General features: G+C 46.6%; 18 protein-coding genes. 12 read left to right on the top strand and 6 right to left on the bottom strand.

Annotated elements, in window-relative coordinates; genetic code table 11:
* Nucleotides 1–104 precede the first annotated feature (104 nt).
* Together ACO08K_RS01645 and ACO08K_RS01640 are read right to left on the bottom strand one after the other, a co-directional pair.
* Entirely contained in the window at nucleotides 105–1,373 is a 1,269-nt protein-coding gene (locus tag ACO08K_RS01645; RefSeq protein ID WP_421794643.1) for a TolC family protein, read from the bottom strand.
* Nucleotides 1,374–1,509: 136 nt separating this feature from the next.
* A complete protein-coding gene (locus ACO08K_RS01640) occupies nucleotides 1,510–2,121 on the bottom strand; it encodes a TetR/AcrR family transcriptional regulator (protein WP_421794642.1) in 612 nt (203 codons plus the stop codon).
* A 221-nt stretch (nucleotides 2,122–2,342) separates the two neighbouring features.
* Here ACO08K_RS01640 and ACO08K_RS01635 point away from each other — a divergent pair, with 221 nt between their 5' ends.
* Nucleotides 2,343–5,153, top strand: a complete 2,811-nt coding sequence (locus tag ACO08K_RS01635; RefSeq protein ID WP_421794641.1) for a WD40 repeat domain-containing protein — start codon at nucleotides 2,343–2,345, stop codon at nucleotides 5,151–5,153.
* 134 nt (nucleotides 5,154–5,287) lie between these two features.
* Here ACO08K_RS01635 and ACO08K_RS01630 read toward each other — a convergent pair whose 3' ends face one another.
* Both ACO08K_RS01630 and solA read right to left on the bottom strand, forming a co-directional pair.
* Nucleotides 5,288–7,549 (bottom strand): GH92 family glycosyl hydrolase, encoded by a 2,262-nt coding sequence (locus ACO08K_RS01630; RefSeq protein WP_421794640.1) that lies wholly within the window; start codon nucleotides 7,547–7,549, stop codon nucleotides 5,288–5,290.
* A gap of 136 nt (nucleotides 7,550–7,685) precedes the next feature.
* Nucleotides 7,686–8,900, bottom strand: a complete 1,215-nt coding sequence (gene solA / locus ACO08K_RS01625) for an N-methyl-L-tryptophan oxidase (RefSeq protein WP_421794639.1) — start codon at nucleotides 8,898–8,900, stop codon at nucleotides 7,686–7,688.
* A gap of 373 nt (nucleotides 8,901–9,273) precedes the next feature.
* On the opposite strand from solA, the gene ACO08K_RS01620 reads away from it, so the two are divergent.
* The 3 genes from ACO08K_RS01620 to ACO08K_RS01610 all read left to right on the top strand — a co-directional run bounded on the left by ACO08K_RS01620 (nucleotide 9,274) and on the right by ACO08K_RS01610 (nucleotide 12,883).
* A complete protein-coding gene (locus ACO08K_RS01620) occupies nucleotides 9,274–9,609 on the top strand; it encodes a hypothetical protein (RefSeq protein ID WP_421794638.1) in 336 nt (111 codons plus the stop codon).
* 148 nt (nucleotides 9,610–9,757) lie between these two features.
* The gene (locus ACO08K_RS01615; protein WP_421794637.1) at nucleotides 9,758–12,463 is read left to right on the top strand and encodes a VPS10 domain-containing protein; all 2,706 of its coding nucleotides are present in this window, start codon (nucleotides 9,758–9,760) and stop codon (nucleotides 12,461–12,463) included.
* Nucleotides 12,464–12,568: 105 nt separating this feature from the next.
* Entirely contained in the window at nucleotides 12,569–12,883 is a 315-nt protein-coding gene (locus tag ACO08K_RS01610) for a hypothetical protein (protein WP_421794636.1), read from the top strand.
* A gap of 263 nt (nucleotides 12,884–13,146) precedes the next feature.
* Here the strand turns inward: ACO08K_RS01610 and ACO08K_RS01605 are convergent, their stop codons facing one another.
* Nucleotides 13,147–15,543 (bottom strand): ABC transporter permease, encoded by a 2,397-nt coding sequence (locus ACO08K_RS01605; protein WP_421794635.1) that lies wholly within the window; start codon nucleotides 15,541–15,543, stop codon nucleotides 13,147–13,149.
* Between the two features lie 81 nt (nucleotides 15,544–15,624).
* Between ACO08K_RS01605 and ACO08K_RS01600 the strand changes: the two genes are divergently transcribed.
* From ACO08K_RS01600 to ACO08K_RS01590, 3 genes are all read left to right on the top strand, one after another.
* A complete protein-coding gene (locus ACO08K_RS01600) occupies nucleotides 15,625–17,388 on the top strand; it encodes a hypothetical protein (RefSeq protein ID WP_421794634.1) in 1,764 nt (587 codons plus the stop codon).
* Nucleotides 17,389–17,428: 40 nt separating this feature from the next.
* Nucleotides 17,429–18,175, top strand: coding sequence for a L,D-transpeptidase family protein (locus ACO08K_RS01595; RefSeq protein WP_421794633.1), 747 nt, complete (start codon nucleotides 17,429–17,431; stop codon nucleotides 18,173–18,175).
* A gap of 132 nt (nucleotides 18,176–18,307) precedes the next feature.
* Entirely contained in the window at nucleotides 18,308–19,288 is a 981-nt protein-coding gene (locus ACO08K_RS01590; protein ID WP_421794632.1) for a S41 family peptidase, read from the top strand.
* Between the two features lie 78 nt (nucleotides 19,289–19,366).
* Here the strand turns inward: ACO08K_RS01590 and ACO08K_RS01585 are convergent, their stop codons facing one another.
* A complete protein-coding gene (locus ACO08K_RS01585; RefSeq protein ID WP_421794631.1) occupies nucleotides 19,367–20,689 on the bottom strand; it encodes a serine hydrolase domain-containing protein in 1,323 nt (440 codons plus the stop codon).
* Nucleotides 20,690–21,050: 361 nt separating this feature from the next.
* Here ACO08K_RS01585 and ACO08K_RS01580 point away from each other — a divergent pair, with 361 nt between their 5' ends.
* The 5 genes from ACO08K_RS01580 (at nucleotide 21,051) to ACO08K_RS01560 (ending at nucleotide 26,146) form a co-directional block, all read left to right on the top strand.
* A complete protein-coding gene (locus tag ACO08K_RS01580) occupies nucleotides 21,051–21,635 on the top strand; it encodes an RNA polymerase sigma factor (protein ID WP_320029804.1) in 585 nt (194 codons plus the stop codon).
* A gap of 98 nt (nucleotides 21,636–21,733) precedes the next feature.
* Nucleotides 21,734–22,795 (top strand): FecR family protein, encoded by a 1,062-nt coding sequence (locus ACO08K_RS01575; RefSeq protein ID WP_421794630.1) that lies wholly within the window; start codon nucleotides 21,734–21,736, stop codon nucleotides 22,793–22,795.
* 77 nt (nucleotides 22,796–22,872) lie between these two features.
* Nucleotides 22,873–24,615, top strand: a complete 1,743-nt coding sequence (locus ACO08K_RS01570) for an STN domain-containing protein (RefSeq protein ID WP_421794629.1) — start codon at nucleotides 22,873–22,875, stop codon at nucleotides 24,613–24,615.
* A 145-nt stretch (nucleotides 24,616–24,760) separates the two neighbouring features.
* Complete coding sequence (locus ACO08K_RS01565; protein WP_421794628.1) at nucleotides 24,761–25,339, top strand: outer membrane beta-barrel protein; 579 nt, start codon at nucleotides 24,761–24,763, stop codon at nucleotides 25,337–25,339.
* A gap of 75 nt (nucleotides 25,340–25,414) precedes the next feature.
* Nucleotides 25,415–26,146, top strand: coding sequence for a head GIN domain-containing protein (locus ACO08K_RS01560; protein WP_421794627.1), 732 nt, complete (start codon nucleotides 25,415–25,417; stop codon nucleotides 26,144–26,146).
* The last annotated feature ends 23 nt before the right edge of the window (nucleotides 26,147–26,169 follow it).

The raw sequence follows: 26,169 nt of genomic DNA, 5'->3' as shown, positions 1-26,169 counted from the left end.
AGCTATTTTGCTGCCAACCGACTATTTTTTAAGGCGAATAGCAGCGCTATTTAACGAAAAAAATAGGAAGGGTGGCGGTGAAAGAGCAAGGCAAAAGTGGTAATTTATTGTTCCCCAGCGCCTACGGTGGTTTGGTAGTTGTACTGAGCCATCAGCAACTGAATTTGATGCAGCAGCAAGCCCTGTTTGGCCTGGTCTTCGGCATTCAAATAGGTGATGTAGTCGTTGCTGGTCACCGTGCCAAAATCCAGTTGGTTTTTAGCGGTGTTTTTGATGCTTTCGCGCAATTGGATGATCTCGCTGTCGGAAGCAATCAGCTCCTGCAATTTGCTCAGCTCGGCATTTTGTTGCTTAAGGTTGAGGTTGGTGTTGAACAGGAAGGTTTCCCGTTGCAGCCCGATGATGTCCTGGTTAATCGACAGGATTTTTCGTTCATTTTTGGCGGTGTAATAGCCCGAAAGGTTCCAATTCAGCCGCAGACCTCCGATGTAATACAAATCGAAAGCATTGTTGAGCACATTCAGCGCAGGTTTGCCGTAGCCACCTTGCAGGAACAAACTGGCGCGAGGCAGGTTTCTGGCGGTGATGAGCTTGTTTTGTACCTCGAAGGTGCGTTGTTGCGCACTGAACAAGCGCAACTCGGGGCGATTGATGCTGGAAGAAACGCTCAGTACCGCTGGTTTTTCAAGTACTACGTTGTCATCCAATTGTTGATGGATGAACAAGGAAAGCATGTCCAGGTAGCCTTTGCGGGCAGCTTTGAGTTCAATAATCCGCTGATTGGCCTTGAGTAATTCGGCTTTCAGGGCGTTGACGCTGCTTTTGAGGGCGGTGCCGTTGGCGATGGCGGCATTGGTTTTGTCGATCCCCAGCTGGATGTCTTTTTTGAGCAACTCCGTTTGTTGGACTTGGGCATCGACCAGGATGATGCCAAAAAAAAGCTGATTGATCCGTTCTTTGATCTTGAACAGCTCCACCTCAATTTTTTGACTTTCCACCTCGGCATTTGATTTGATCAGCTCTTTTTGGTATTTGACCGTAAAGAGGTCGGTGATGGGCTGAGCCACCTCGGCGTACAATTTGTACTGGTCTTTGCTCAAGGTCGGAATCTCCAGATTGGGCAAGGAAATTGGAATCCTGGTCACCTCCGACTGGTACGTGCCTTGTCCGGCCAGATTGAGCTGGGGCAGGGTTCCTTTGGCGGCATTTTCGAGCGAGTAGTCCCTCGATTTTTCGATCAGGGCGTATTGCTTCAGCAGCGGGTAGTTCCGCTTGGCCATGGCGTAACAACTGTCCACGGATAATTTACCTGTTTGGGTAAATGCGGGGCAAAAAATAAGGGCACTCAAGCCCAGTAAGATATACCTGTACATAGATCAGGGTTTTTCGAATGACGAGTTTTTCGAGTGACGAATGACGAATGGCTACCGCAGGGACTTAGACAATGTCCTTGTCAAAAACGCTGCGGTAGCTATTCGTCATTCGTCATTCGAGCTATTCGTCATTCCATTACGGTTTTATAGCGTGTTTCACAAAATCCAAAATTTCAGCTTTCCGCTGGCGCATCATGTCCATGAAGGTTTCATCGTTGACATTTACCACCCGTTGGAACAAAGGCCGGGCAATAAAAGGAAAAACCGTCATCGACAACACATTCAATATCAAGTGTACCGGATTGATGGGGCGTATTTTACCCTGGGCCACTTCTTCCATGATTTGCATGATCAGGGGAAGTGGATTGGGCCGATTGGGTTTTTGCATGATTTCCTCCACAAAGGCATGGGTATTGGTATGCAACTCATTGACGATAAAACCGGGTAAATTTGGATTCTCCAGCAATAAGTCGAAATAAGCGTCCAACACCGATTCAATTTTGTGTTCAAAACTATCTTCACTTTCGAAGATGATATTAATGCGGGATGTCATTTTTAGGAAAGCTTCTTCAAAAATGGCTTTGAAGAGTTTCTCCTTACTTTTGCCCTTGAAGTAGTATTGCAAGAGTCCCTTGTTGACCCCAGCCCGGAGGGCAATTTCCTCAGTACGGGCAGCTGCATACCCCTTTTGAGTAAATACTTCCTTGGCAGCTTGCACAATCTTTTCCTCAGTACTCAGTTCTTTCATGGGCTGAATTTACCCAAATGGGTAATTTTAGGCAAAAGTAAAGAGCTTCAATGATTAAGTCAAGTACTTACGCAAAATTTTTTGTAAACAATGATTTTTAGGTTACGTTAACCAATAGTTAGATTTTCGGATATTTGCAAATTCTAAGGTATTTCGAACTCGGGTAGACTATAATTTTACACAAAATCACCATTGATTTACCGCAATAACAACAAGCCATTATGAAACTTCAACTCCTATTCCTGCTACCACTTTTAGGGACTGTACCTTTTTTCGCCCAAAAAGCTAGTATTGAGCATAACAGTGAAGTTACAGCGCTAACTTTTTCTCCAGACAGCAAGTACATTGCAACAGCAACTTCCAATGGCATTCGTGTGAACACAATGGACGGAATTAATCTTTATCAATTGAATACCTGGAACTCCGTTTATTGTTTGGATTACTCTTCAGATGGTAGCTTAATTGCTGCAGGCCTGCATGGTGGTTACATCGAAATATGGAATAATCAAGGTAAAAGAATCAAGCGGTTCAATTCCCAAGATCACGTTTTCAAGGTCACGGCTATCGCTTTTTCATTTGATGGTAAACAAATTGTAGCTGGATATGAGAATAGTGAAGTTCTTATTTGGAGTTTAGATGGTGAGATCATTCAACAACTAAGCTCAAAATCAGTAGCGAAAGGCAAGCCAAATGTGATCCAACCTTCTGACGATGCTCTGATGGAATTGGGGAGTGAAGAAGAACGAAAAGGCTGGATGAAAAAAGAATTTGAAGCGTATAATACGTCTCGGAAAGCATATCCCGCAAACGTTACCGAACTCACCTTTTCTCAGGATAATCGATTGATCATAGCCGGAAGTATGGATAGCACAGTCCGAATTTGGGATGCAAAAGGGGAATTGATAAGTTCTTTTAAATCTGAATTTGGTCAGGTAAAAAGCATCTCTATTTCTTTAAATGAAGAACAATTACTTACCACGCATGAAGGATTGTCGATGGCCATATTGTGGGATAAGCAGGGAAAAGTTATTCGGCGCATTCGGGGGCACCTCGCTCCGATAATCATGGCAAAATTCGTAGCAGAGGACCAAATTGCTACAATAAGTGATGACGGTATGATTCGCATACAGGGGGTGCCTTATCCAATTATTTCTACAATCTCTGAGGCTTTGTGGTATCGGGAGTACCTAAAAAAGGCAAGAGTCTCACCGGATAGGAAATGGGTGGCTACGCTGGATAACCAGAACAAAGTAAAGGTTTGGGATTGGTCAAAGCCAAGCCAGCAAGAGCGAACTTTTCAATTTGAACGCGATCCTATTACAGCTTTGGCATTTTCGCCCGCAGGGGATATGTTCGTATCAGGAGGTAGGGAGAGTAATTACATTAAACTTTGGGATTCAACAGGTCTTTTGCTACAAAGTTTTACGGCAAAAGATCTTTGGGAGGTACATAGTCTGGCTTTTGCACCCGATGGCCTGTCTTTTTTAGCTGCCTGTTACAAAGGGCGGCTTATCCAATGGCATATCGATGGCACACCTATCCAGTTATTATCTGGAGGTCCTAAAAAATGCATTGAACTTGCTTTTTTTGCGAATGGCCACCAAGCCATTGCAATCGGTACAGACTCCATGATCATGGTTTGGGATTTAAAACATGGAGCCCTAATTCGTAAATTTTCCACTCGAAGCTCCATTGTTACAGCTGTAGTTTCATCAAACGGGAAAAATATTTTGATTGGAGATAAAAAGGGGGATGTCACCTTATGGGAGCCATCAGGAAAATTCCTTTCCAAAATAATATCCAATCAGAAGGGACTTAAGAGCATCGCTATTTCGAAGGATAAAAAAATAATGCTTGGGTTTGAAGACAATAGCATCTCACTATGGAGTTTTAAAGGTGAAATGCTGAAAAACATTAGGCCACCTTCCTCTTTACCACCTGAAGTCAAATTTTCGCCACTGGTTAAGTTCTCTTCAGATGGTAAACAATTATTTTTAAGCGATATATGGAATGGCGTAATTACCGATCTAGAAGGGCAAGGCGTACAGAAAATTGGAGCAGCACCGTATGCAGCAGCTTTTAACCCTCGGAGCAAGCAATTGATAGTTGGGTATGGAAATGATGGCATCAAATCATGGGATACGCAAGGGAAATTGTTGCATACCATTAGCGGATCACCTTCTAATTTTAAACGATTGGCATTTCATCCTACTGAAAAGCTTTTCTATACGCTAAGTACAGATGGAGAGGTAATTGCCTGGGATTATTCGTTAAAAGCATCTCACCGACTCGTTGAATTTTCTTCCGTTATCGCTTTCCATACTGGCGCTGAAAAAACGTACATGCTGAGTGGGGGCGTGGATGGCTTTATTAAACTATTGGACGATCAAAAACAGGTTGGGTGGTCAAAAATGGTTTCAGATCCTTTTGATATTAGTTGTGTATCATTCTCTCCAAATGGCGAAACCATTTTTGTTGGCCGAGAAAATACAGGATATGCCCAGCTTTGGAATTTGCAGGGTAAATTAAGGAGTGGCTTTTTTGGGCACAACTCAGATATTACTTCGGTGGCCTTTGCTCCGGACGGTCTAAGTTTTGTTACAGGTAGTCTGGACTCTACAGCAGTACTCTGGGATTTAGAAGGTAATAAGTTGCAAACTTTCAAAGGACATTCTGGTAAGGTTACTTCGGTCGCTTTCTCGCCTGATGGTAAGTCAATTCTTACAGGTGGAGGTGATGCCTATGTAAAGATTTGGGATTTAAATGGGCAAATGCTGCAAAGTTTTCATAATAAATCTTTCGGTGTGAATAGTGTTGCTTTTTCACCCGATGGCAAATACATTCTTACCGGCAATAAGTACACGGGTACCCCAGCCACACTCTGGGATTTAAAAGGGAACAGTTTACGAGAATATTACAAGGGTAACAGTATAAAAGAAGCTTTTGATGCCCGGTTTTCTCCTGATGGAAAGTACATCGTTTTATTGTTGAGAGATACCATTGTTCTGGTGGAAGCGTGGCGGCCTGAATAATTAGATTTTCATTTGAACAAAAAATGGGAAGGGCCTTGACCCTTCCATATGCAGTTCAAAAGTTCAAGAATTCCAGGGTTCACGAAGTGCTAAAACTTACCCACAAACCCTGGAACTCCGGAATTTTGGAACCCTTACAAGTCACTCATCGAATAAGGCACATCCCCCTTACCCACGCCCCTTAGCGTATTCGGCTTCGCCCCCATCATCAACTGCAAAGTCCCGCCCTGCATGATTTGTTGATGCGTCAAAAAGTTTTTCGTCCAAGGCATTTGGTTCAACTTCGCGCTTTGGATGTAAACATTTTGCTCCGAATTCCCTGTTGCGTCGATGCTGAAGGTTTTGCCATTTTCCAATTTCAATGTGATCTTTTGGAAAAGTGGGCTCCCCATGGCGTATTCCCCCGCAGCGGGACATACCGGATAAAAACCCAGCGCGGAGAACACATACCAGGCCGAAGTCTGGCCATTGTCTTCATCGCCACACAAGCCATCCGGGGTGGGTTGGTACATTTTTTTCATGATGTCGCGGGCCCGCATTTGTGCTTTCCAGGGCTGGCCCACCCAATCGTAGAGGTACACGGCGTGCTGGATCGGTTGATTGCCATGCGCGTATTGCCCCATGCCCATGATCAACATTTCGGTGATTTCGTGGATGGGAAAACCGTAGTAGGAGTAGTCAAAAGTAGGCGCTGAACTAAAGATGGAGTCCAGTTTAGCTGCCATCTGAGCTTTTCCACCCATGGCTCCAGCCAAGCCGGAAGGGTCGTGAAAAACCGACCAGGTGTAGTGCCAGGAAGACCCCTCGGTGAAGGCATCGCCCCATTTGTCGGGGCGGAAGGGCGTTTGCCAGGAACCATCTTCGTTGCGGCCCCGCATGAAGTTACTAGATTTGTCAAAAACATTGCGCCAGTTTTGGGCGCGTTTGGCGAAGGTCGCCGCTTCGGGTTTGCCCAATTTTTGCCCCAATTGCCAAATGCAATAATCGGCGTAGGCATATTCCAGGGTACGGGCCGCATTTTCATTGATGCCCACATTGTAAGGCACATAACCCAAACGGTTGTAGTACTCGGCACCCAGACGGCCCACCGAAGAATAGGGCCCCACGCCTTGGCTGTTTTTGACCATGGCCTCGTACAGGAGATTGATGTCGTAGCCCCGAATACCTTTGAGCCAGGCTTCGGTGATCAGGGAGGAGGAATTGGAGCCAATCATACAATCGCGGTGCCCGGGGCTGGCCCATTCCGGCAACCAGCCACTTTCTTTATAGGTATTGACCAAACCCTCCATAATCTGGCGATCCAGCTCTGGGAAAAGCACTGAAAACAGCGGGAAGACCGCCCGGAAAGTATCCCAAAAGCCATTATCCGTAAACATATACCCTGGCAAAACCTGCCCATTGTAAGGGCTGTAATGTACCATTTGTCCCTTGGCGTCGTATTCAAAAAACTTGCGGGGGAACAACATGACCCGGTACAGGGCGGTGTAAAAATTCATTTTGTCCGTTTCCAGGCCGCCTTGTACTTGTATCCGGGCGAAGATTCTTTCCCAGCTTTGCCGGGCCTTTTCGCGGGTAGCGTCAAAGGCGTCGCTGCCGATTTCACGCTGGAGGTTCAATTCGGCTTGTTCGTGGCTGATGAATGAAGAGGCCAGTTTAACTCCAACTTGACGAACGCCGGGTTTGAAGTGCACCACTGCCCCCACGTGTTTGCCTTCCACACTGGCATCTTTCAGCACGATGGTATCGCTGAAGGTGCTGAAGCCTTCAAAGTCCTGGTCAAAAACCGCTACGAAATAATTGCGGAAATTATCCGGCACTTTACCGTGGTGATTTTGGGCATAGCCGATGATTTTGCGTTCTGCTGGGATGATTTTGACCATGCTGCCTTTGTCAAAGGCATCGAGCAACACACATTTTGGGCCTTCCTGCCCCCAGCGGAAGCGCATTTGGGCGGCCCGCTCGGTGGGGGTGATTTCGGCCCAGCAGTCGTAATCCGCCAAATAGACCTGATAGTAGTGGGCCATGGCGGTTTCGGTTTTGTGGGAGTACCAGGAGCCGCGTTTTTTGTCGCGAACTTCCGGGTTTTTACCCGTCATGGGCAGCAGTGAAAATGCGCCGTAATCGTTGATCCAGGGTGAGGGCTGGTGGGTTTGTTTGAAGCCCCTGATTTTATTGGCGTCGTAGGCGTATTGCCAGCCGTCGCCGTTGGGTGCCGTTTGGGGTGTCCAGAAGTTCATGCCCCAGGGCAATGCAATCGCAGGGTAGGTGTTGCCCGTGGACAAGCTGAAGTCGGAGTCAGTCCCTACGAGTGGATTTACGTAACGCAGCGAGTTCTGCGCATCGTTTTTTTGCGAAAAAAACAAGATAGCAGTCAGCAGGAAAAGGATTTTTTTCATGTATGTAGATTGGTAAGTTGAAGAAATGGCACTGTTATTTTTTTTGCCACAAAGGCACAAAGACACAAAGGCACAAAGTATGGTCATTTTAACCACTTAGTGTCTTAGCGTCTTCGTGTCTTAGTGGTGAAAAAAATTAAAAAAAGCGACTAGTGTTTAAAAAGCCAATCGGCAACGCAGTTGCCCCTTTAGCACTCAAATCAGCCAGAATTTCCCCCACTACCGAGGCAAACTTAAAGCCATGCCCACTAAACCCTGCGGCAATGACTACATCCTGATCAAAGCCCGGCAAAAAGTCGATCACAAAATTTTCATCCGGCGTATAGGTGTACAAGCAGGTTTTGAGCACGTGAGTAGACTGGTAGCTTTCCGGGAAAAAACGCAGCAAGGCATCAATGATTTTTTGCTCCTCTTCCTGGCTTACTTCACGATCAATTCGATCTGGATCGCTTACCTGACCGGGCACATGATAACCAGCCTTGAAGCCAATTGGCCCGTTGAACTGCCCGACGGGCATGATTGGAAACCCGTATAAAATTCCCGGATTGACTTCGTCCACAATCATCCAGCAAGGCAATTGGCCCAATTCAAAAGGCTGTGGATTTTTAGGAATGACCCAGGCCAATACCTGGCGAGTAACTTGCAACTTGGGTTTAAGCTGAGGAATAAAATGCCCCGCCCAAGGCCCCGCAGTAATGACCAATTTGGCCGCATGATAAGTTCCTTTATCGCTGATCACGGTGACTCCACCTCCGGGATTTTTTTCCCAGCTCAAAACCTTTTCCTGGGTTTTGATCACTGCTCCATGTTTGATTGCCTGATCGGTGTACAACAAGATGGCACGTTCGGGCGGGAGGAATCCTGCACCGGGCTCTAGTAGTCCTTCGTAATGGTCGGGCACGCTTATTTGGGGAAACTTGTTTTGGTTAGGGTCTTGATTCAGCACCTCAAGTGGCACATCGTAGGTTCTGGCCGATAATTTCACCCCTTGCATCATGTCGTCTTCGGGAGGGCCATAATAAAGTAACCCCGTTTCATGGTAAAGTGGGGTATCCGTCAACTTTTCCAGATCCTGCCAGTTTTGGTAGGCGCGCTCCAAAAGGGGCACATAATCAGGGTGCTCAAAATAGGCTTTGCGGATGATCCGGCTCTGCCCGGCGTGTGAGCCCTGGTCGTGAGGAATACTGAATTGCTCCAATCCTAAAACCTTTAAACCACGCCTGGCCAAATGAAAACAAGTGGCTGATCCCATCGAGCCTACTCCGAGTACAATGACATCGAAGGAGTTGTGTTCTGCATTTGAGGCTTTAATTTGCACATCCATAACGACACAATCTGAATTCTTTCCCACACTACTGTGCATTTTGCTCGGAGGACATGAATAGCCCCAGGCTTCAGCCTGGGGTTATGGAGACGCTCTTGATTTGGCTTTAGCCCTAGCCTTGATTTTTAACTGGGGCTAAAGCCCAAATCAAAGGGTATTACGACAACCCCAGGCTGAAGCCAGGGGCTATTCATGTCCTCCGCTTCCAATAAGCAAAAATGCTCAGTAGTGTGATTTTTTGCTTGAATTTTGACTGGGAGTAAATGTAGAAGGAAAAAATCACCTATTTAGGTGAGGCGTGCCCCTTTTTTCTGCTGCAACTTTGTGGGGTATTCAATCGAATGCTCAAACAGCTACTCAAGATTGAATCAAATTCATTGAATCTCAAAATCCTATTGACATGAAAAAAGTATTGTTTTTGCTCGGATTGTTCACCTTGTGTGCAACGGTAACTTTTGCTCAGGATCGCCCAAAAACCAACGCCAGAGTCGCAAAAAAACCTTCGGGCTGGAGAGATGATTCCTTGTTGTGGGTGAAAAAACCAGTTGGGAATGCCACCATCAAGAGCCCTCGTGATGCGGCTAGTGGCCAAACTGGAGGTCAGCCCACGCAAGACAAGCTGGGCAATTTTGAAATTCAGGATGTCAAAGCGCCTGAAAACAATGCTCGTGAAGCTGGAAGTGGTCAGGCAACGGGAAGAAGAATACACAAACCAGTACGTCGGAAGCCTAATTAGTCAGCGTAACCCGTCTTGACAAAAAAGCTAAAAGTTGCACAAAGGAGGACATTTCGTGCAACTTTTGGCTTTTTCAGGTAGTTGGGCGATACACAGATACGGTTATTACAAGATTCCTTATTTTGGGGCAAAGCGCAAAACCGTACCTATGCAACGTCTATTTACCTGCACCTTTCTTTTCTTTGGGATCCTGATTTCCCTTTTTGGTCAGAACAAATTATCTAGCGAGCTTTTGTCCAAACTGCCTTACCGCAACATTGGCCCCTTCCGCCCTGGTTGTTGGGTGGTGGATATTGCCGTTCCCGAACAATCCCAAAACGAGCATCTGTACACCATTTATCTGGCCACGCGCAACGCTGGCCTATACAAATCCAGCAACAACGGCACCACCTGGACCTCAGTGTTCAACCACCCCGATGTACACTCCCTCGGGGCAGTGGCGGTTGCGCCTTCCAACGCCAATGTCATTTACTTAGGCACTGGCGATTCGTATTATGCCCGCAGTTCCTACAGTGGCAATGGGCTGCACAAAAGTACCGATGGCGGCAAAACCTGGACCCATTGTGGTTTGCCCGAAAGTCAGCACATCGGCAAAATTTTGGTTCACCCCAAAGATCCGAATACCGTTTATGTAGCCGCCATGGGTCACCTCTTTGGCCCCAACCCCGAACGTGGCGTTTTTAAAAGCAGCGATGGGGGCAAAACCTGGCAAAAGGCCCTCTTTATCAGCGACAATACTGGCGTGGTAGACATGGCCATGGACGTCAATAACCCCAATGTCATTTACGCGGCTGCTTACGAAAAATACCGTTATCCCTGGACCCTGATCACCGGAGGCAAGGAAAGTGGGATTTATAAAAGTGTTGATGCAGGCAAAACCTGGAAAAAACTCAGCCAGGGTTTACCTACCGGAGACTTGGGCCGAATTGGCCTGGATGTATGCCGGACCAAACCGAATGTAGTATACGCCGTAATTGAAAATGTAAACCTCCGCGACCCTTTTCCTGCCGAAAGCAAAGCCGATACTGACGCTGGCCGTGAACCTCAAAAACGCGAAATCGGCGGCGAAGTGTACCGCAGCGATGATGCCGGAGCGACCTGGCGCAAAACCAACCGCGCTGAAGACAATGTGGGGGGCAAAGCGGCCTATTCTTTCAACACCCTGCGCGTTGACCCGGTGGATCCCCAAAAAGTTTATGTCACCGGGCTGAATCTCCAACACAGTTACGATGGCGGCAAGACCTGGAAAGGCATCGAATGGACCGATACCACTAAAATTTTCCGCGAAGCTTTTGGCGATGTTCGTACCCTGTACATCGACCCCTTCAACCCCCAACGCATGCTGCTCGGCAGCGACGGCGGCTTGCACCTCAGCTACGATGGCGGCATCACCTGCGATTATTACGACAACATCCCTGGTGGTGAAATTTATGCCATCGGTGTAGACATGGAAGAGCCCTACAATATCTACGCTGGCCTGCAAGACCACGACTCCTGGAAAGGCCCCAGCAACGCCTGGTCGGGTGAAATTACCCTCGAAAACTGGGTGCCCGTAGGCGGTGGCGACGGCATGTACAACCAAATCGACCCCAGCAACAACCGTTGGGTGTACAACGAAGAACAATTTGGCAACCACATTAGGGTGGATCAATGGACGGGTGCCCGCAAAAACATTGCCCCCCGCCGCCCGGCCAGCCAAAAACCATACCGCTGGAACTGGTCGCCGCCGATTCGACTTTCTCCTCATAATCCATCGATCATTTATACTGGTGCTGAAGTGTTACTCCGTTCCCTGGATCGGGGTGACAGCTGGGAGGAAATCAGCCCAGACTTGACCACTAACCATCCACACCGCATCAATGGTAAGGGCAACATTCAGTTTTGTACCATCACCACCATCGCTGAATCGCCGCTGCAAACTGGCGTCATTTGGGTAGGTACCGATGATGGGCGGGTTTGGGTGACCAAAGACCATGGCAAAACCTGGATAGAAAGCACGGCAGCTTTGATTGATGTAGGTGGCCCCAAAGAATTGTGGGTGAGCCGGGTGTTTGCTTCCGCACATCGCCCGGGTACGGCTTATGTCACCAAAACTGGCTTTCGGGTGGATGATTTTAAACCTTACGTGTTCAAAACAACCGACTTTGGGGTAACCTGGAAGAGGATCACCCAAGGCCTACCCGATAAACCCGTCAATGTCATTCACGAAGACCCTAAAAACCCGTCATTGCTTTACGTAGGCAACGACAAGGGTGTATATGTTTCCATGAATGGGGGCGAAAACTGGCAGCACTTCCAAAGCAATATGCCCCCAAGTGTTCCGGTACACGACCTCCTGATTCACCCTCGTGAAAATGACTTGGTAGTGGGTACGTATGGGCGGGGAATTTTTGTGGCCGACGTCAGCGCCTTGCAAGAATGGAAGCCGGAACTGGACAATGCCAATTTTCATTTGTTTGACCTTGAACCCAAAGCCCTGCGTTTGGAAGGCACCCAGTTGGCGAATTACCAGCTCTACGGCAATCGTCACATCCGCACGCCTAACGAACCCAATGGGCTCTGCATCCGCTATTACACCCGCAATGCCAGCGACTCAACACAAGTCAGCATCAAGGACATCAATGGCAATCTGGTGCGGAGCTGGAAAGTTTTGCCCAAAGCAGGCCTGAACGAAATCACCTGGAATTTTCGGGCTTCAGCCTCAGGTGGAAGGCGCCGTGCCGCAGACAATCCGGTAGCCCCAGGTGACTATGCCATCATCGTGGAACAAGCTGGGCAAAAGCAGCAGAAAATTGGGAAGTTTACCAAGGTGTTGGGGTGGAAAATTGGAGCAACGACGATGGAAAAAGAATGATGGGAAAATTTGTGGCGAGGTAAAATCACCCATTTAGGTGAGGTGCGGGTCTTTTTTTGCCAGCAGTTTTGTAAGGTAATTTTTAAGCAAAAACACACAAACCTTATGAAAAAGATCTTGCTCTTGTTAAGCCTGTTCACCTTGATGGTCACGGTTACCTTTGGCCAAGAGAGGCTGCGTACCCGAAACTACACCGAACGCCCGGATACCGAACCTCCCTATGATAAGCCCCTGCCAGTTGGAGTCAAAGTGAAAAAGCCAAGCACTTCAACAGCGAGGACAAGTGCTCCCGGGAAAACCGGAGTTCGCAATGATTCCACTCCACCGGGCCCCAGAATTCCAATTAAGGCCAAACCAGTTAACCCTGGGGCAAGTAGCAGGAGGAAGAGCCCAGCTCGCCGTCCAGGAGCTGGGAATTAGGTTGAACCTGGAGTATTTTGATTGTTTGGTAACATGAATCATCTCAAAGCTACAAGTATCACAATTAAAAAATGAGCACAAAGGACACCAAGGCAGCACAGAGAACACAAAGACGCGATTTTGACAATGCAATACACCTGGGCTTTTTCTTATTTTAGATGTAAAACCTCGTCAACGTCTCACCTTTGTGTCCTTTGTGCTGCCTTGGTGTCCTTTGTGAAAATATGTCGCTTTGGCGTTTCTAGAAAAATTCTTCGTGCCCTTTACTCGCTCTTCAACGACTTCACCGGATTCGCCAAAGCCGCCCGGATCGTATGAAAACTCACCGTCACCATTGTCAAAGCCAATAAAATCAACAACGACAAGATAAATGTCAGCGGTTGCAACGCAGTATGGTACGGGAATTCCTTGAGCCAGCCCTGCAAAAACCAGGCCGCCAGTGGGATGGCAATCACCCCTGCCACCAGCACCAAAATGATAAAATGCCGCGCCAATAAGGTCACTACCTGACCTTGCCCGGCCCCCAGCACCTTGCGGATACCAATTTCCCGGCGTCTTTGTTCCGTGGTATAAGCCACCAGCCCTAGCAAGCCCAAACAAGCAATAAAAATGCTCAAGCCAGAGAACACCGAAAACAAAGTACCCCGTTTTTGATCGGCAGAAAACTGCTGATTGAACTCGTCATCCAAAAACGTGTATTTAAACTCCTGAGCCGGGAAGGCTGCCTTCCAGTCTTTTTCTACACTTTTCAGGGCAGAAGCTACATCAGGTGCCTTGACATGGGCATGTACCACAAACCCCGCCTGGCGATATACAAAAATCAAAGGCTCAATGGGGTTGTACAAGGATTTTTGATGATAATCTTTTACCACACCAATCACCTGGGCAAAAGGAGCATCATTGCCACCCGACACCCTGGCTTTTTTGCCAATGGGATCAGCCCAGCCCATTTTTTTAACCAAAGCTTCATTTACGACGATGGAATTCAGCGTATCACTCAATTGACCCGTAAACCCTTTTCCCTTGACCACATCTATTCCCAGTGCATCAAAAAAATACTGGTCAGCACCAGCAATGTCAATGCCTACTTCTTTCAAACCTTCGTTGCCCTCAATGGTCACTACGTTTTTATAGGTAACATCAATACCAGGAGTTACAGATGCGGTAGCAACCGCGCTTAAAGCTGCATTTTGCTTCAACAGGTCGCGGAAGGCCACTACCTCCGAACGGCGAGTGCTGCCTGGATCAGGGCGCAACACCAGAACTTGATCTTTTTTGAACCCCAAATCCTTATTTTTCAAAAACTGCAATTGATCATAAATAACTCCAGTTGCAATCAGCATCATCAGGGAAGCTGCAAATTGGGTGACCACCAAAGCCCGCCGTAACCAGCCGCCACTACTCCGTATTTGATCTCCTTTCAATACAGCCACCGCTTGAAAACCGGAAAGCACCAGTGCTGGATAACTTCCCGCAATCAAACCCGCCAGTACCAAAATGGAGGCCAGGCCAATCATAATGCTAGGTTGAAACAGGGCGCCGGTCGTGAGCAATTTTCCGGACATGGTATTAAAAATGGGCAATAAGGAAGTGGCCAAACCCAGGCCAAGTACACCGGAAACTAGCGCTAATAAAGCTGATTCGCTTAAAAATTGGGCGGCCAGACTGCCCCGGGTAGAGCCCAGTGCCTTGCGTACACCTACCTCGCGGGCGCGGCGGGTAGCTCGGGCCGTGGTGAGGTTGATGTAGTTGATGCAAGCCAGCAAAACCAGGAAAATGGCGGTAATGCCCAAAATGCGCACATAGGCCAGGCTGCCCAGGGGCTCGGGCTCCTGCGTCATGACCGAGTGCAAGTGGATAGAAGTAATGGGTTGTACAACGTAGTTGATGTTGATTTTGAGCGGCTTAAAAATCGAAGCCATGTATTTGTCGTACATGCCCCGAATTTTGGTCTCAAATGCCTGTGGATCAACTTTTGGGTGCAAAAGCACATAATTGTAGGCGGCAAATTGCCCCCAGGCGCCACCATTTTCAGCTGTAAATTGACGGATATCATGATCGGCCATCAGGGCATCGAAACGGATATGGGAGTGTTGAGGAATGTCCTTCATTATCCCAGTCACTTTCCAGGTTTCGCCGCGATTGTTGTCGAGGGTTTTACCAAGGTAGGAACTGCTTTTGCCAAAATACTTTTCAGCAGTAGTTTGGGACAAAACAATTGAATTAGGCTCTTTTAACGCTGTTTTGGCGTCGCCTTCCACCAAAGGAAAAGTGAAAAAATTAAAGACATTTTCACCAGACAAGTAAAATTTTTCCTCCAAAAAACGAGTCTGACCAGTGCGGTACTCCAGGCGGTCGTTGGGCAGTAGGCGCAAGGAAGCCTGCACCTCTGCTGGATATTCACGTTTCAGGGTCTCACCCGTCAGCATTTGAGCGGTGGCCCAATTGAATTCATTCTCTGTTTCTTTAATGTGCGCACTGATGCGGAAGATGCGCTCAGCTTTGTCGTGAAAACGGTCGTAACTCAACTCATCGTTGACGTACACCATCAACAAGAGGCTAAAAGTAATACTGACCGTCAGGCCCAATACATTGAGCAGGGTATAACTGCGGTCTTTCAGCAAGTTGCGGATTCCAATGGCGAAATAGTTGTACAACATGTTTCCAAATTATTGATCATGAAGAGGTTCAATAGCCCCGGATAAAAAAGTTGGCTATAATTATGCCAAAAAAACAGAGAATTGATTTTCAATTTTTTATACACTGGATTTATTCAAATGTTGTCCGTTTTTAGTACAAAACTGTCCGTTTCTAATACAATTATTGCAGTTGATAAAATACACTATTATATTGTTGTTCAAAAAGTAGAGATGAAAAAACAAAAGCTCCAATTTTACGGCCTTAGTGCTTTCTTTTTATGCACCATGTTCTTAAATGCACAAGAAGCCAGCTTTTCCACCAAAGAAATTAGTCTCTTTAAAAATGGGAATGCACTTTTTTTAAAACAAGGCTATTTCCCAACTTCTCAGCAAGGAAGTATTGTATTGGATAATCTCTTATTCCCTAAGGCAATGGAAATGAGCAGCGAATCACACTATGCTGTTCAGACTGCCAGGTTTCCTTTCATGATTGGGACGCTAAATTTTAATGCGCCTAACAACCACATCAAACAAATCCAGCGGCGAAACAAACCGACGGACACAGATACCTTGCTTCAACATATTACCTCCTTTCACGATCTTTTGAAAGCAAATCGGGGCCAAAAAGTAAAAGTTATTCTTCCAGAAGAAAATCGGGCCTTTGAGGGTACTATTTTTTCAGTCAGTGAAGAGGAGGTTTTTTTGCATAATGGCAAAGATTTTTTTCTCGCACCCATCAAAAAAATCCGGGATTTTAAATTTATTGATCCCCCTGTCAACACCCAAAAAATTCTATTGCCGAATCCCAAAATGTCAACTCCCTTTACAAAACCTTGGGAAATTCAGCTGGATCTTGAAAATAACCATCCCAACCAATTGTTAGAGTTGAGCTATTTGCGCCGGGGTATAACTTGGCTGCCTTTTTACCAAATTGAATTTCTTCCAGGTCATAAAGCAAACCTGGATTTTAAAGCGGAGATTATCAATGATCTAGAAAGTTTTGATCGTGCTAAAGTTAATTTAATTGTAGGTATTCCTTCTTTTAAATACGCTTATGGGGAAGATCCCATTGTTTCTGGGCAGAGTTTGGCCAATTATTTGGAACGAATGAATAACCCACCTCAACAAAAACGTGAAGAAGATTTCATGAGTCAAATGAGGATAAGTTCAATACAGGATGATGGCAATCAAGTCCTAGCCTCAGCTCCATTTGGACAAGAAATCGGGGATTTATATTATTATCAATTGAAAGATTTATCCTTGTGTGAATCCTGTAGAGGGATGTATACTTTAGCTAGTAGTCAGGTGGATTATGAAGACATCTACACACTCAGATTAACAGGCAATTCAGAAGATTACGAGCAGGACAAAGACCAGCAAAACTCATCGCTAAAAGTATGGCATACCATTAGGTTTAAAAATACACTGGGTAAACCAACTACTACAGGCCCGGTATTTTTCTTCCACACCCAACAAGGTGTAAGGCTTCCCTTAGGCCAACAGTTGATGGAATATACTCCGGCTGAAGCTATGGCTACTACCAATGTTGCGATCACTCCGGAAATTCAAGCTGATTTTATTGATTTAGAAATTGATAGAGAAGATATAGACAAAGACGACTATGATTATTTGGTGAAAGTAAAAGGGCAAATCCGCCTCAAAAACGACAAACGGATAGCTGTTAATCTTCACATAGAACGCCCAATTATAGGTGACCCCAAAAATTCTTCAATCCCTTGGAAAACACTTGCCTTAGCATCCAACTTAAACTCCCAGAATAAAAATAATTTGGTCATCTGGGACTTAACCTTAAAACCAGGGGAAGAAAAAACCATTGAGTATTTTTATGATTTTCTAGCGCGTTAATGGTGCTAAAAATTCCCCAAAACGCGGTAAATGCTAAGCCATGATCAAAGCCTTACAAACCTGTTTATACTTCTCTATAATGTTGGGTTCGGTACAATGCAACAGTCAAGTGGATACAGCAAATGATTTTAATGGTGATCGGGTAGCCCAAGCCCGGCATTTGCTTGGCGAGCAATTGGCGCAGGACTTGGTCGCAAAAGGATTCAAGCCTGGCGCCCCCATCTTCATTCGGGCCTTTAAATCCGAACAACAACTGGAGGCCTGGATTCAGGATTCGCTGGAATTCCGCCATTTTCGCACATATCCCATTTGCAGAGTACCCGGTCTACTTGGCCCCAAGCGCAAGGAAGGCGACTTACAGGTGCCCGAAGGTTTGTATTGGATCGAGGTGTTCAACCCCAAAAGCAGTTACCACCTTTCGATGGGCATCAATTACCCCAATGAATCAGACCGGATTTTGTCAGACCCCAAAAAGCCGGGTGGTGAAATCTACATCCACGGCAATTGTGTATCGGTGGGTTGTTTGCCCATTACCGATGAAAAAATCCGGGAGTTGTACCTGCTGGCTGCGGATGCCAGAGATGCTGGGCAGCAGCAAATCCCCGTGCACATTTTCCCCTGCCGGATGACGCCGGAAAATCGGCAAAATCTGCTGGCCACAAACCGACCGGAGTTGTTGCCGTTTTGGGATAATTTGGGGGAAGCGTATGATTTTTTTGAAACCCAAAAGCAAATAGTGAAATATAAAGTGGATAAAGCGAGTGGACGTTATGTCTTGGAGCGGTAGGTCATAGAGAGATTAATGCCTATAAGCTCGTTAAAAATGTGTTAAATCAATTATTCCCTTACGCACACAAGCAGTGATTTGATTACATTTATCAAATCTTAATGTATTCACCACTAAAACAGGTATATGTTTTTGAGAATCAGAACCTCAAACGCCACATTTATTCTATACACTCTATTTTTCCTACTTGTCTTCTCTTGTAGTAAAAAGGAAGAGGTTCAAACACTTAATCCTTATATTGAACGATACCTGAATGAATTATTGACTATAATGAAAAATAACTCCATCAATAAAAGTACTATTGATTGGGTTAAGCTTGAAAAAGACGTAAAATCCAAGGCATTAGGATTTAATTCTATTGCTGAGATTGGAATTGCTATTCAATATGCAATTTCCAGTTTAAAAGACGACCATACCATGTATACGGCAGCAAATGGCAAAGTTTTCAGTGGGTTTGTAGGGCAATGTGCCCCCCTTCAGATCGGTTTGGTTGAGGTACCAACAGACAAAATTGGTTATATCAGAATACAAACTTTTTCTGGCAATCTAGAACTTAGCAAAGGACATGCTCAAAACATTCAAGCCCAAATCAAAAGTTTGGATAAACCAACACTAAAAGGCTGGATCGTCGATTTGAGGGGTAATTTAGGGGGAAACATGTGGCCAATGCTGGTAGGTGTAGGCCCGATACTTGGGAATGGGGTTTGTGGAGCCTTTATTACAAGTGAAAATGCCGTTTCAAAGTGGTCTTATGCAAACGGAATTGCTCAAATTGACAGCAATAAAATACTTGAAATAGCGAATCCCTACAAACTAATCAACTCATCCACCAAAGTCGCTGTATTAACCGACAATGCGACGGCCAGTTCTGGAGAAGCTATTGCGATAGCATTTAAAAATGCCCCTAACACTAAAAGCTTTGGACTCAGAACCTGCGGCGTTAGTACCGCAAATGCTACCTATTCTTTGTCTGACGGCGCATCACTCAACTTAACCGTATCTGTAATGGCTGATAGAACATTAAAAAAATACGGCTCAAATGTTTTACCCGATGTGGAAGAGCCATCATCTGCTGAGCAAATAAAAAAAGCTGTTGATTGGATATTGCAGTAACCTTGAAGCAAAAATTTAAGGACTTTAATGAAAAACCTTCAGAACAAGCTTTAGGTTCCTGAATGTTTTTTGTTTCGTTTAAAACTCTGCTAAAATCTCCTTGAAAAACCGAACATCATCAAAGTTTTCACCATTCGGCGTACAGCCCAAACGCACCACCACCAGATTTTTGGAAGGCACAATCAACACCCGTTGCCCTTCGAATCCATCCGCATAGTATAAATCCTGGGGCATGCCGTCCTTACGGTAGCCAATCCAGAATTGTGCAGCATAAAGCCCATCCGAATGCGGAGTTTCTTTCCCAGAATAAGCAGCCCAGCCTTTAGGTAAAATCTGTTCACCTTTCCATTGTCCATCCTGCAAGTACAATTGACCAAACTTGGCCCAATCCCGTGCCGAAGCAAACATGTACGAAGAACCTACGTACAAACCGGAAGGATCAGGTTCCATAATGGCCGTACTCATGCCCAATTTTTTAAATAGACGCTGATGAGGGAAAGCGAGGTAAGCAGGCAAGGTTTTAAACTGCCGCCGGATCAATTCCTGCAAAATGTTGGTAGTGCCGCTGGAGTAATACCATTCTGTACCCGGCTTGACCTTGAGGGGCGACTGGATGGCATATTGCCCGGCGTTTGGCACGCGGAAGAGCATGTTGGTGGCATCGCTGACTTTGCCATAGTCTTCTTCAAAATCCAGGCCGCTGCTCATGCGCAGGAGGTTGTCCAAGGTGATGGCGGCGCGTTCATCGTTTTTCCATTCCTTGATGGGAGCAGGAGCACTTACTCTGAGTTTACCGTCTTTCACCAGCAAGCCGATCATGGCATTGGTGACACTTTTGGTCATTGACCAACCAATCAGTGGAGTATTGCGGGTGATGCCATCGGCATAGCGCTCGGCTACCACCTTGCCATTGTGCAGGACGACCACGGCACGGGTCTGTACTGGACGGGTACTATCAGGTTCGGAAAAAGCCCAATCCAGGGTTTTTTCAAGGTTTATTTTGATGAAATCGGGAAGCGTAGAATCGGGTAATTCCTGTGCCGCGATGCGGGGGATTTTTAGCCGGGCTTGTTTGCGCAGATCGCCAGGGGTGGTTTCATTCAAAAGGGTGCAACCCAAACCCGGGCGGTAAAATGCCGTTTTGGACACCAGACCAAAGATGCTGGAAGTCACCGTATGCGCACGGCGGTCGATGGTTTGGGTAGTAAAAGGGATGGCGTACAAATCCTCTTTTTCAATCGAGTTCAAGCTACGGCCGGAAACAAACACACAGGAGCAGGTCATTTTGGCGTTGTAGGCGGCACCTACCTGGGCGTATTTGTAGTAGTAGGGGCCGTTCCAGGCGACGGCAACTAGGACGAGAAGTAAAATGCCGAGGAGGATTTTTCTGCGCAGAGTCATTGGGCTTGTGGTTTTGTATGGTAAACAAAGATAAGGCCTATTTCGCCAAAATGTTGGAATACCTTTCAAAACCCCAGGTTGGGACAAACGCTCCTGCTTGTCCCTACCCATCCTGGGCCAAATTGCAACGAGAATAATATAAAAAAACAGTCAGCGAATTACTTACAAGAAAAGAGCCGTGCGGCTGCTTTTATCTAATGATGCCAGGGGATAGGAAATAGTTGGGTAGAATGGATAAAAAAATGGTGCAGCAAGTTGCAAATACAGTTCGTAGCTCCACACATTTGCAACTTTAGTCGAAGCATGCACCGTTTTTTGCACATTACTCGTATTTTGCAGCCAGGTCATGTGATACCAACCTATGCAAGTGGACCGTTTACACCTACAACAACAATTGCTGCATCGCCTACGCACAGACGACAAAGGCGCGCTTCAGGAGATCTTTCAGGACAACTACCAGAAAGTCTGTGGCGCTATTTTTCGCCTGATCAAGGATTCGGTGATTGTGGAAGACCTTGCCCAGGAAGTCTTTTTTCGCTTTTGGCAAAAACGCCACCAAATTGAAATCACTTCCTCCTTGGATGCCTATTTACGACGTATGGCGGTCAATGAAGGTTTGGCCTATTTGCGCAGCCGCAAGTACTTCACTGAAGAAATTGAACCTCATTCTGCACAAATCAGCGATTCCGGCACTGCTGAAGACAGTTACTTGCATTCCGAACTGGAACAAAACATCCGTAGCGCCATTGATGGCCTGCCACCCAAATGCCGCATGGTGTTTCAATTGAGCCGTTATGAAGAAATGAGTTATCAGGAAATTGCGGATCAAATGGGCATTTCCATCAAAACAGTGGAGAATCAAATGGGTAAAGCCTTAAAAATACTGCGGCAAGAATTGCATGGGTACTTGCATATTTTGCTGTTAATCTGGCTGTTTGGAAGCTAAGTCGAAAAAAATCATAAATTTTTCATAAAATTGCAGAACAGAATAGGGGTGCTGCTGCGTTTTTCACATCCCTACCATTGACCATAATTCTGTTTACAATGGAGCATACTTTACAAGAGGATCTGATTGGCAAATACCTCTCGGGCGAATTGAGCGCCAGAGAAGAAGGCGAGCTTATGGCCTGGGTAGAAGCCAGTCCTCAAAACCGCGAGGTTTTTGAGGAGATGGTCCAATTGTGGAGCCTCAGCGAAACCAGTCCAGAGCCCGAATTCCCGGTCAATTTATCCAAAGCCTGGGCTGCATTGGATAGCCGCATTGAGTTGGGGGAGCCTACTCTGGTGGCTGAACCAATGGTGAGTACCGCAAAACCAGCCCTGCAAGTCGTATCCCAGCCCAAAGTGCGCAGTTTGAACTGGGCCTGGTCGGCAGCTGCAGCAGTTGCAGTATTGGTCGTAGCAGCATGGTGGGTTTTTATGCGGGATACCACACCCGAAACTTTGGCCTTCAGCACTCCTGACAATCAGAGTCGCAGCATTACGCTACCCGATCAAAGCCAAATTGAACTCAACGAAAATTCTACCCTTTCCTATACTTTCGATGGGAATATCCGCAAGGTTGTCCTGAGCGGCGAAGCCTTTTTTGATGTCGAAAAAGATCCTGAACACCCCTTCGTGATTGAAACTGGTGAGGTACAAACCCGCGTCTTAGGCACTAGCTTCAATATACGCGCTTACCCTGATGAAGCAAAAGTAAAAGTAAGTGTCAAAACCGGAAGGGTAGAAGTGCGCAAGGTGGAAAAAACACCACAACAAGAAAACCCGGCATTGGTACTCTTACCGGGCAACACCGGCGTATACGCCAATGAAAGTGCTACCCTGGAAAAAGCGCAGGACGTTGCTACCGAGGATGTCGATTCTTGGCAGCAGGGCACGATAGCATTTCCCAATGGAACCGCATTATCTGAGGTGATTCCAGCCGTAGAGAAGTTCTACAATATTCAAATTGATGCAGACGAGTCTATCCTTAATAAGACCATCAATGGTGCCCGTTTTACCCGCGATATGAAAGCTCTGGAAGCATTGGACATCATTACGGTGTCAACTACCAGCAAATTGGCCGTTGAAGGCGATGTCTTTATAATCTCTGGTGGCGGTCAGTAAGGGGCAATAAAAATAAGCACTTATTTTTGCCCTGCTACTAAGGAAGCCCTATTTTGCCCATTTCACTTAGCTTACACATGAAACCGTTTTCCTTTGCCCTGATCTTGTATTTTTGTGTAGCGTCATTGCATGGGCAAAACCTGGCACGTAAAGTCAGCTTCTCCTATAATCGTTTGGCACTTAAACTGGTTCTTGAAGATATTTCCGCCGACCACGACGTATACTTCGTGTATAGCCCGGATTACATTCCCACTACCCAACCCATTACCATTAGCGTCAGCAATATCGCCCTTTCAGAGGCTTTGGATAAATTGTTTGACCCTCTACCTGTGGCCTACAAACCGATCGGTGGACAAATTGTGCTGCGTCCGGTAGAAAAAAATCCGCCGCCCCGGATTACCAATAAAACCATTCCGAAAGAAGTTGACCAGCAAAGTCCCCTTTACGCCGATCCACGGATGGAAGAAATGATTGCCGAGCGCAAAAAACGTTGGGAGTCCCCTACCATTTCCGGGCGACCTACACCACAACAACTTCCTTCGAACACTGAAAGCAAAAGGGTAGAAAACCTGACAGCTAAGCGTTTCGATCCGCTGGTGATAGATTCGGCTTTGTTGGTGGAAGAAGAAGTCGCGGCTGCACTGATCCCCAATCCAGATTCGACTGCAGATAGCATCAGTGTGGTGATCAACCCTAAGAAAAACCTCCCACGTTTGGCCCAAATTTCCTTGCTGCCTTTCCTGGGATCCAATTTTGTACAAAGCGCCCGCACGACCAACCGCGTCTCGGTGAATTTACTATGGGGTCACAACGGTGGAGTAGAAGGCCTGGAAATTGGTGGCATCATGAATTCGATCCGCAATGACGTGCAAGGCATCCAAATTGCTGGCCTGGGCAACACCGTTGGCGATGACGTACTGGGTACCCAGGCAGCAGGCTTGTTCAACATTGCCAGCGACACCATGATAGGGGTGCAGGGTGCAGGTTTGTTCAACATCCTGGGACGGGGAGCTGCGCTGCAAGGAGCCGGCTTGTTTAATATTGCCAGACACGATTTTGCGGGCGTTCAGGCCGCCGGTTTATTCAATATTGCTGGCAAAAACTCTCGCGCAGTGCAAGTAGGCGGTTTGTTCAACGTCAGTGGAGGTAGAACTCGTTTGCAGGTGAGCCCCTTGTTCAACATCGCAAAGGATGTAAACAATGGCCAATTGAGCTCTATCATCAACGTAGCCCGTCAGGTAAAAGGCGTTCAAATCGGTTTGATCAACGTGGCAGATACCGTCAGTGGAGTTACGATTGGACTGCTCAACCTCGTGCGGAAAGGGTACAATCGGGTTGAATTGTCCACCAGCGAATCTTTTTTAGGAAATTTAGCATTTAAAATAGGGGTAAAGCCATTTTACAACATCTTCTATCTGGGAGCGCGGATCAGCGAGGCGCAAAACCCGGGTAACAACGCCGAAGAGAGCATCAAAGAGTTGACCTGGGGTTTGGGCTACGGCATCGGTGCCGCTTTCAGCCTGGGTAAACGAACCCTGAGCAATTTGGAACTGATCACTATCAAAGTAAACGAGCGTGAAGGCTGGACCCGACCACTACACCAACTGCACCAATTTCGCCTGCTTTTCGACTGGCGTTTGGGCAAACGGATGAGTATTTATGCGGGGCCAACGGCCAACCTGCTGGTGTCCAGTCGCAAGGATCCTGAACTGGGCATTGGAGGCAGCGAGCTCATCCCCAAAACTACTTTGTACGACAAGATGGATGCGAACAAACGCAGCCAGGGTTGGATCGGTTTCAACGCAGGTATTCGCCTGTAAGCTAAGGAATTGATTTCCTGAAATTTCCCTTGAATTTTACTGTCAAATTGAATTGCCGCGTGGAGTTGTCTGTGCTGCAAAGAGGGCTTTTTTTGCCTCCGCAATTCAGTTTGTATTGTCTCACTAACTACAAAGCTCAAACATTATGAAAAGCTTCATCATCACCGCGTTTATGCTCCTCTGTTGTGGAGCCATTTTTGCCCAGGAACAAACTCTCTTTGGCCGTAGCCATGTAACGGGGGGCTTTGGGAGCATGATTTTTGAATACGGTTTGAACGACAACAAAATTGGCACCTCCGTAGGTGGTGGTGGCGGGATTGTATTCAAAAACTTCTTCCTGGGTGGTTATGGCGTGGGGAGTGTGGATTTTGACTACCTGCTCGACAACAACACCCTGGAGAAAATCGACATCGGCCACGGTGGTTTGTGGTTGGGTATCACGGTGCCTACGAACAAATTGATCCACTTGTACGCCAGTGGCCGTTTTGGTTGGGGCGCAGTGGACATCCCAGTGGATAACCCCAATTTTCAATTCCGCGATGCGGACCAGGTTTTTGTAATGACCCCCGAAGCAGGTTTGGAGCTGAACATTGCCCGCTGGTTTCGGGTAGCAGGTACCGTTGGTTATCGCTTTCTGCGCGGTGCCAATGAAAACCGTGGCTACACCAACGACGATTTTAGCGGTTCACACTGGGGACTGACCTTGCGTTTTGGAGGATTTTAATTTTTTGCTGTATTTTTTTTCGACCGACTCTTGTAAGCAATAACCCGTAATTTTTTTAATAAACACCTGACTGTTATGAAAAGGATCTTGTTTTTGACTTTCGGCCTAGTGCTGGCTTTAACGCAGTTTTCCTGCGATTTTGATTTTGATGACGGCTTTGGCCCATGTATTCGTGGCAATGGCAATACCGTATCTCGAACGCTGAACTTGCCTGAATTTACTGGCGTCGACCTCGACATTTCGGCAGAAGTCATCATTACTCAAGGTGACAGTTTTAAAGTTACCGTAGAAGGAGAATCGAACATCATCGCTGAACTGAAAACCAACGTACGGAACGGGATTTGGGAAATCGATTTTGACCGCTGTGTAAACCATCGGGACGATTTGACCATCTTCATCACCATGCCCCGGATTCGCTCCCTGAGCATCAGTGGCTCGGGCAGCATCACCAGTACCAACATCATGAATGTGGACGACATCGATTTGAGCATTTCAGGTTCTGGTAAAATCGACGTGGGCCTTAAAGCCGATGATGTCTTCAGCCGGATCAGTGGCTCGGGCAGAGTGGTATTGGAAGGCGAGTCCAATAGTATTGAACATACCGTAAGTGGCTCCGGTGATTTATTCGCTTTCCAGCTAAAAACCCGTGATGCAGATATCCGCGTAAGTGGTAGCGGCAACTCCGAAGTAAATGTGAGCGATAACCTGAATGTCAGAATTTCTGGCTCCGGCGACGTGTACTACCGCGGCAAACCTCAGGTAGAGGTGAGCGTGTCGGGGTCTGGAAAATTGGTGAACGCCAATTGATGTAGTGATGAGTGATAAATGAT

The organism is Haliscomenobacter sp., assembly GCF_965225875.1.
In the GTDB taxonomy this organism is placed as follows: domain Bacteria; phylum Bacteroidota; class Bacteroidia; order Chitinophagales; family Saprospiraceae; genus Haliscomenobacter.
Note: the sequence above shows the minus strand (reverse complement) of the source record. Positions and strands in the feature narration are given on the sequence as shown.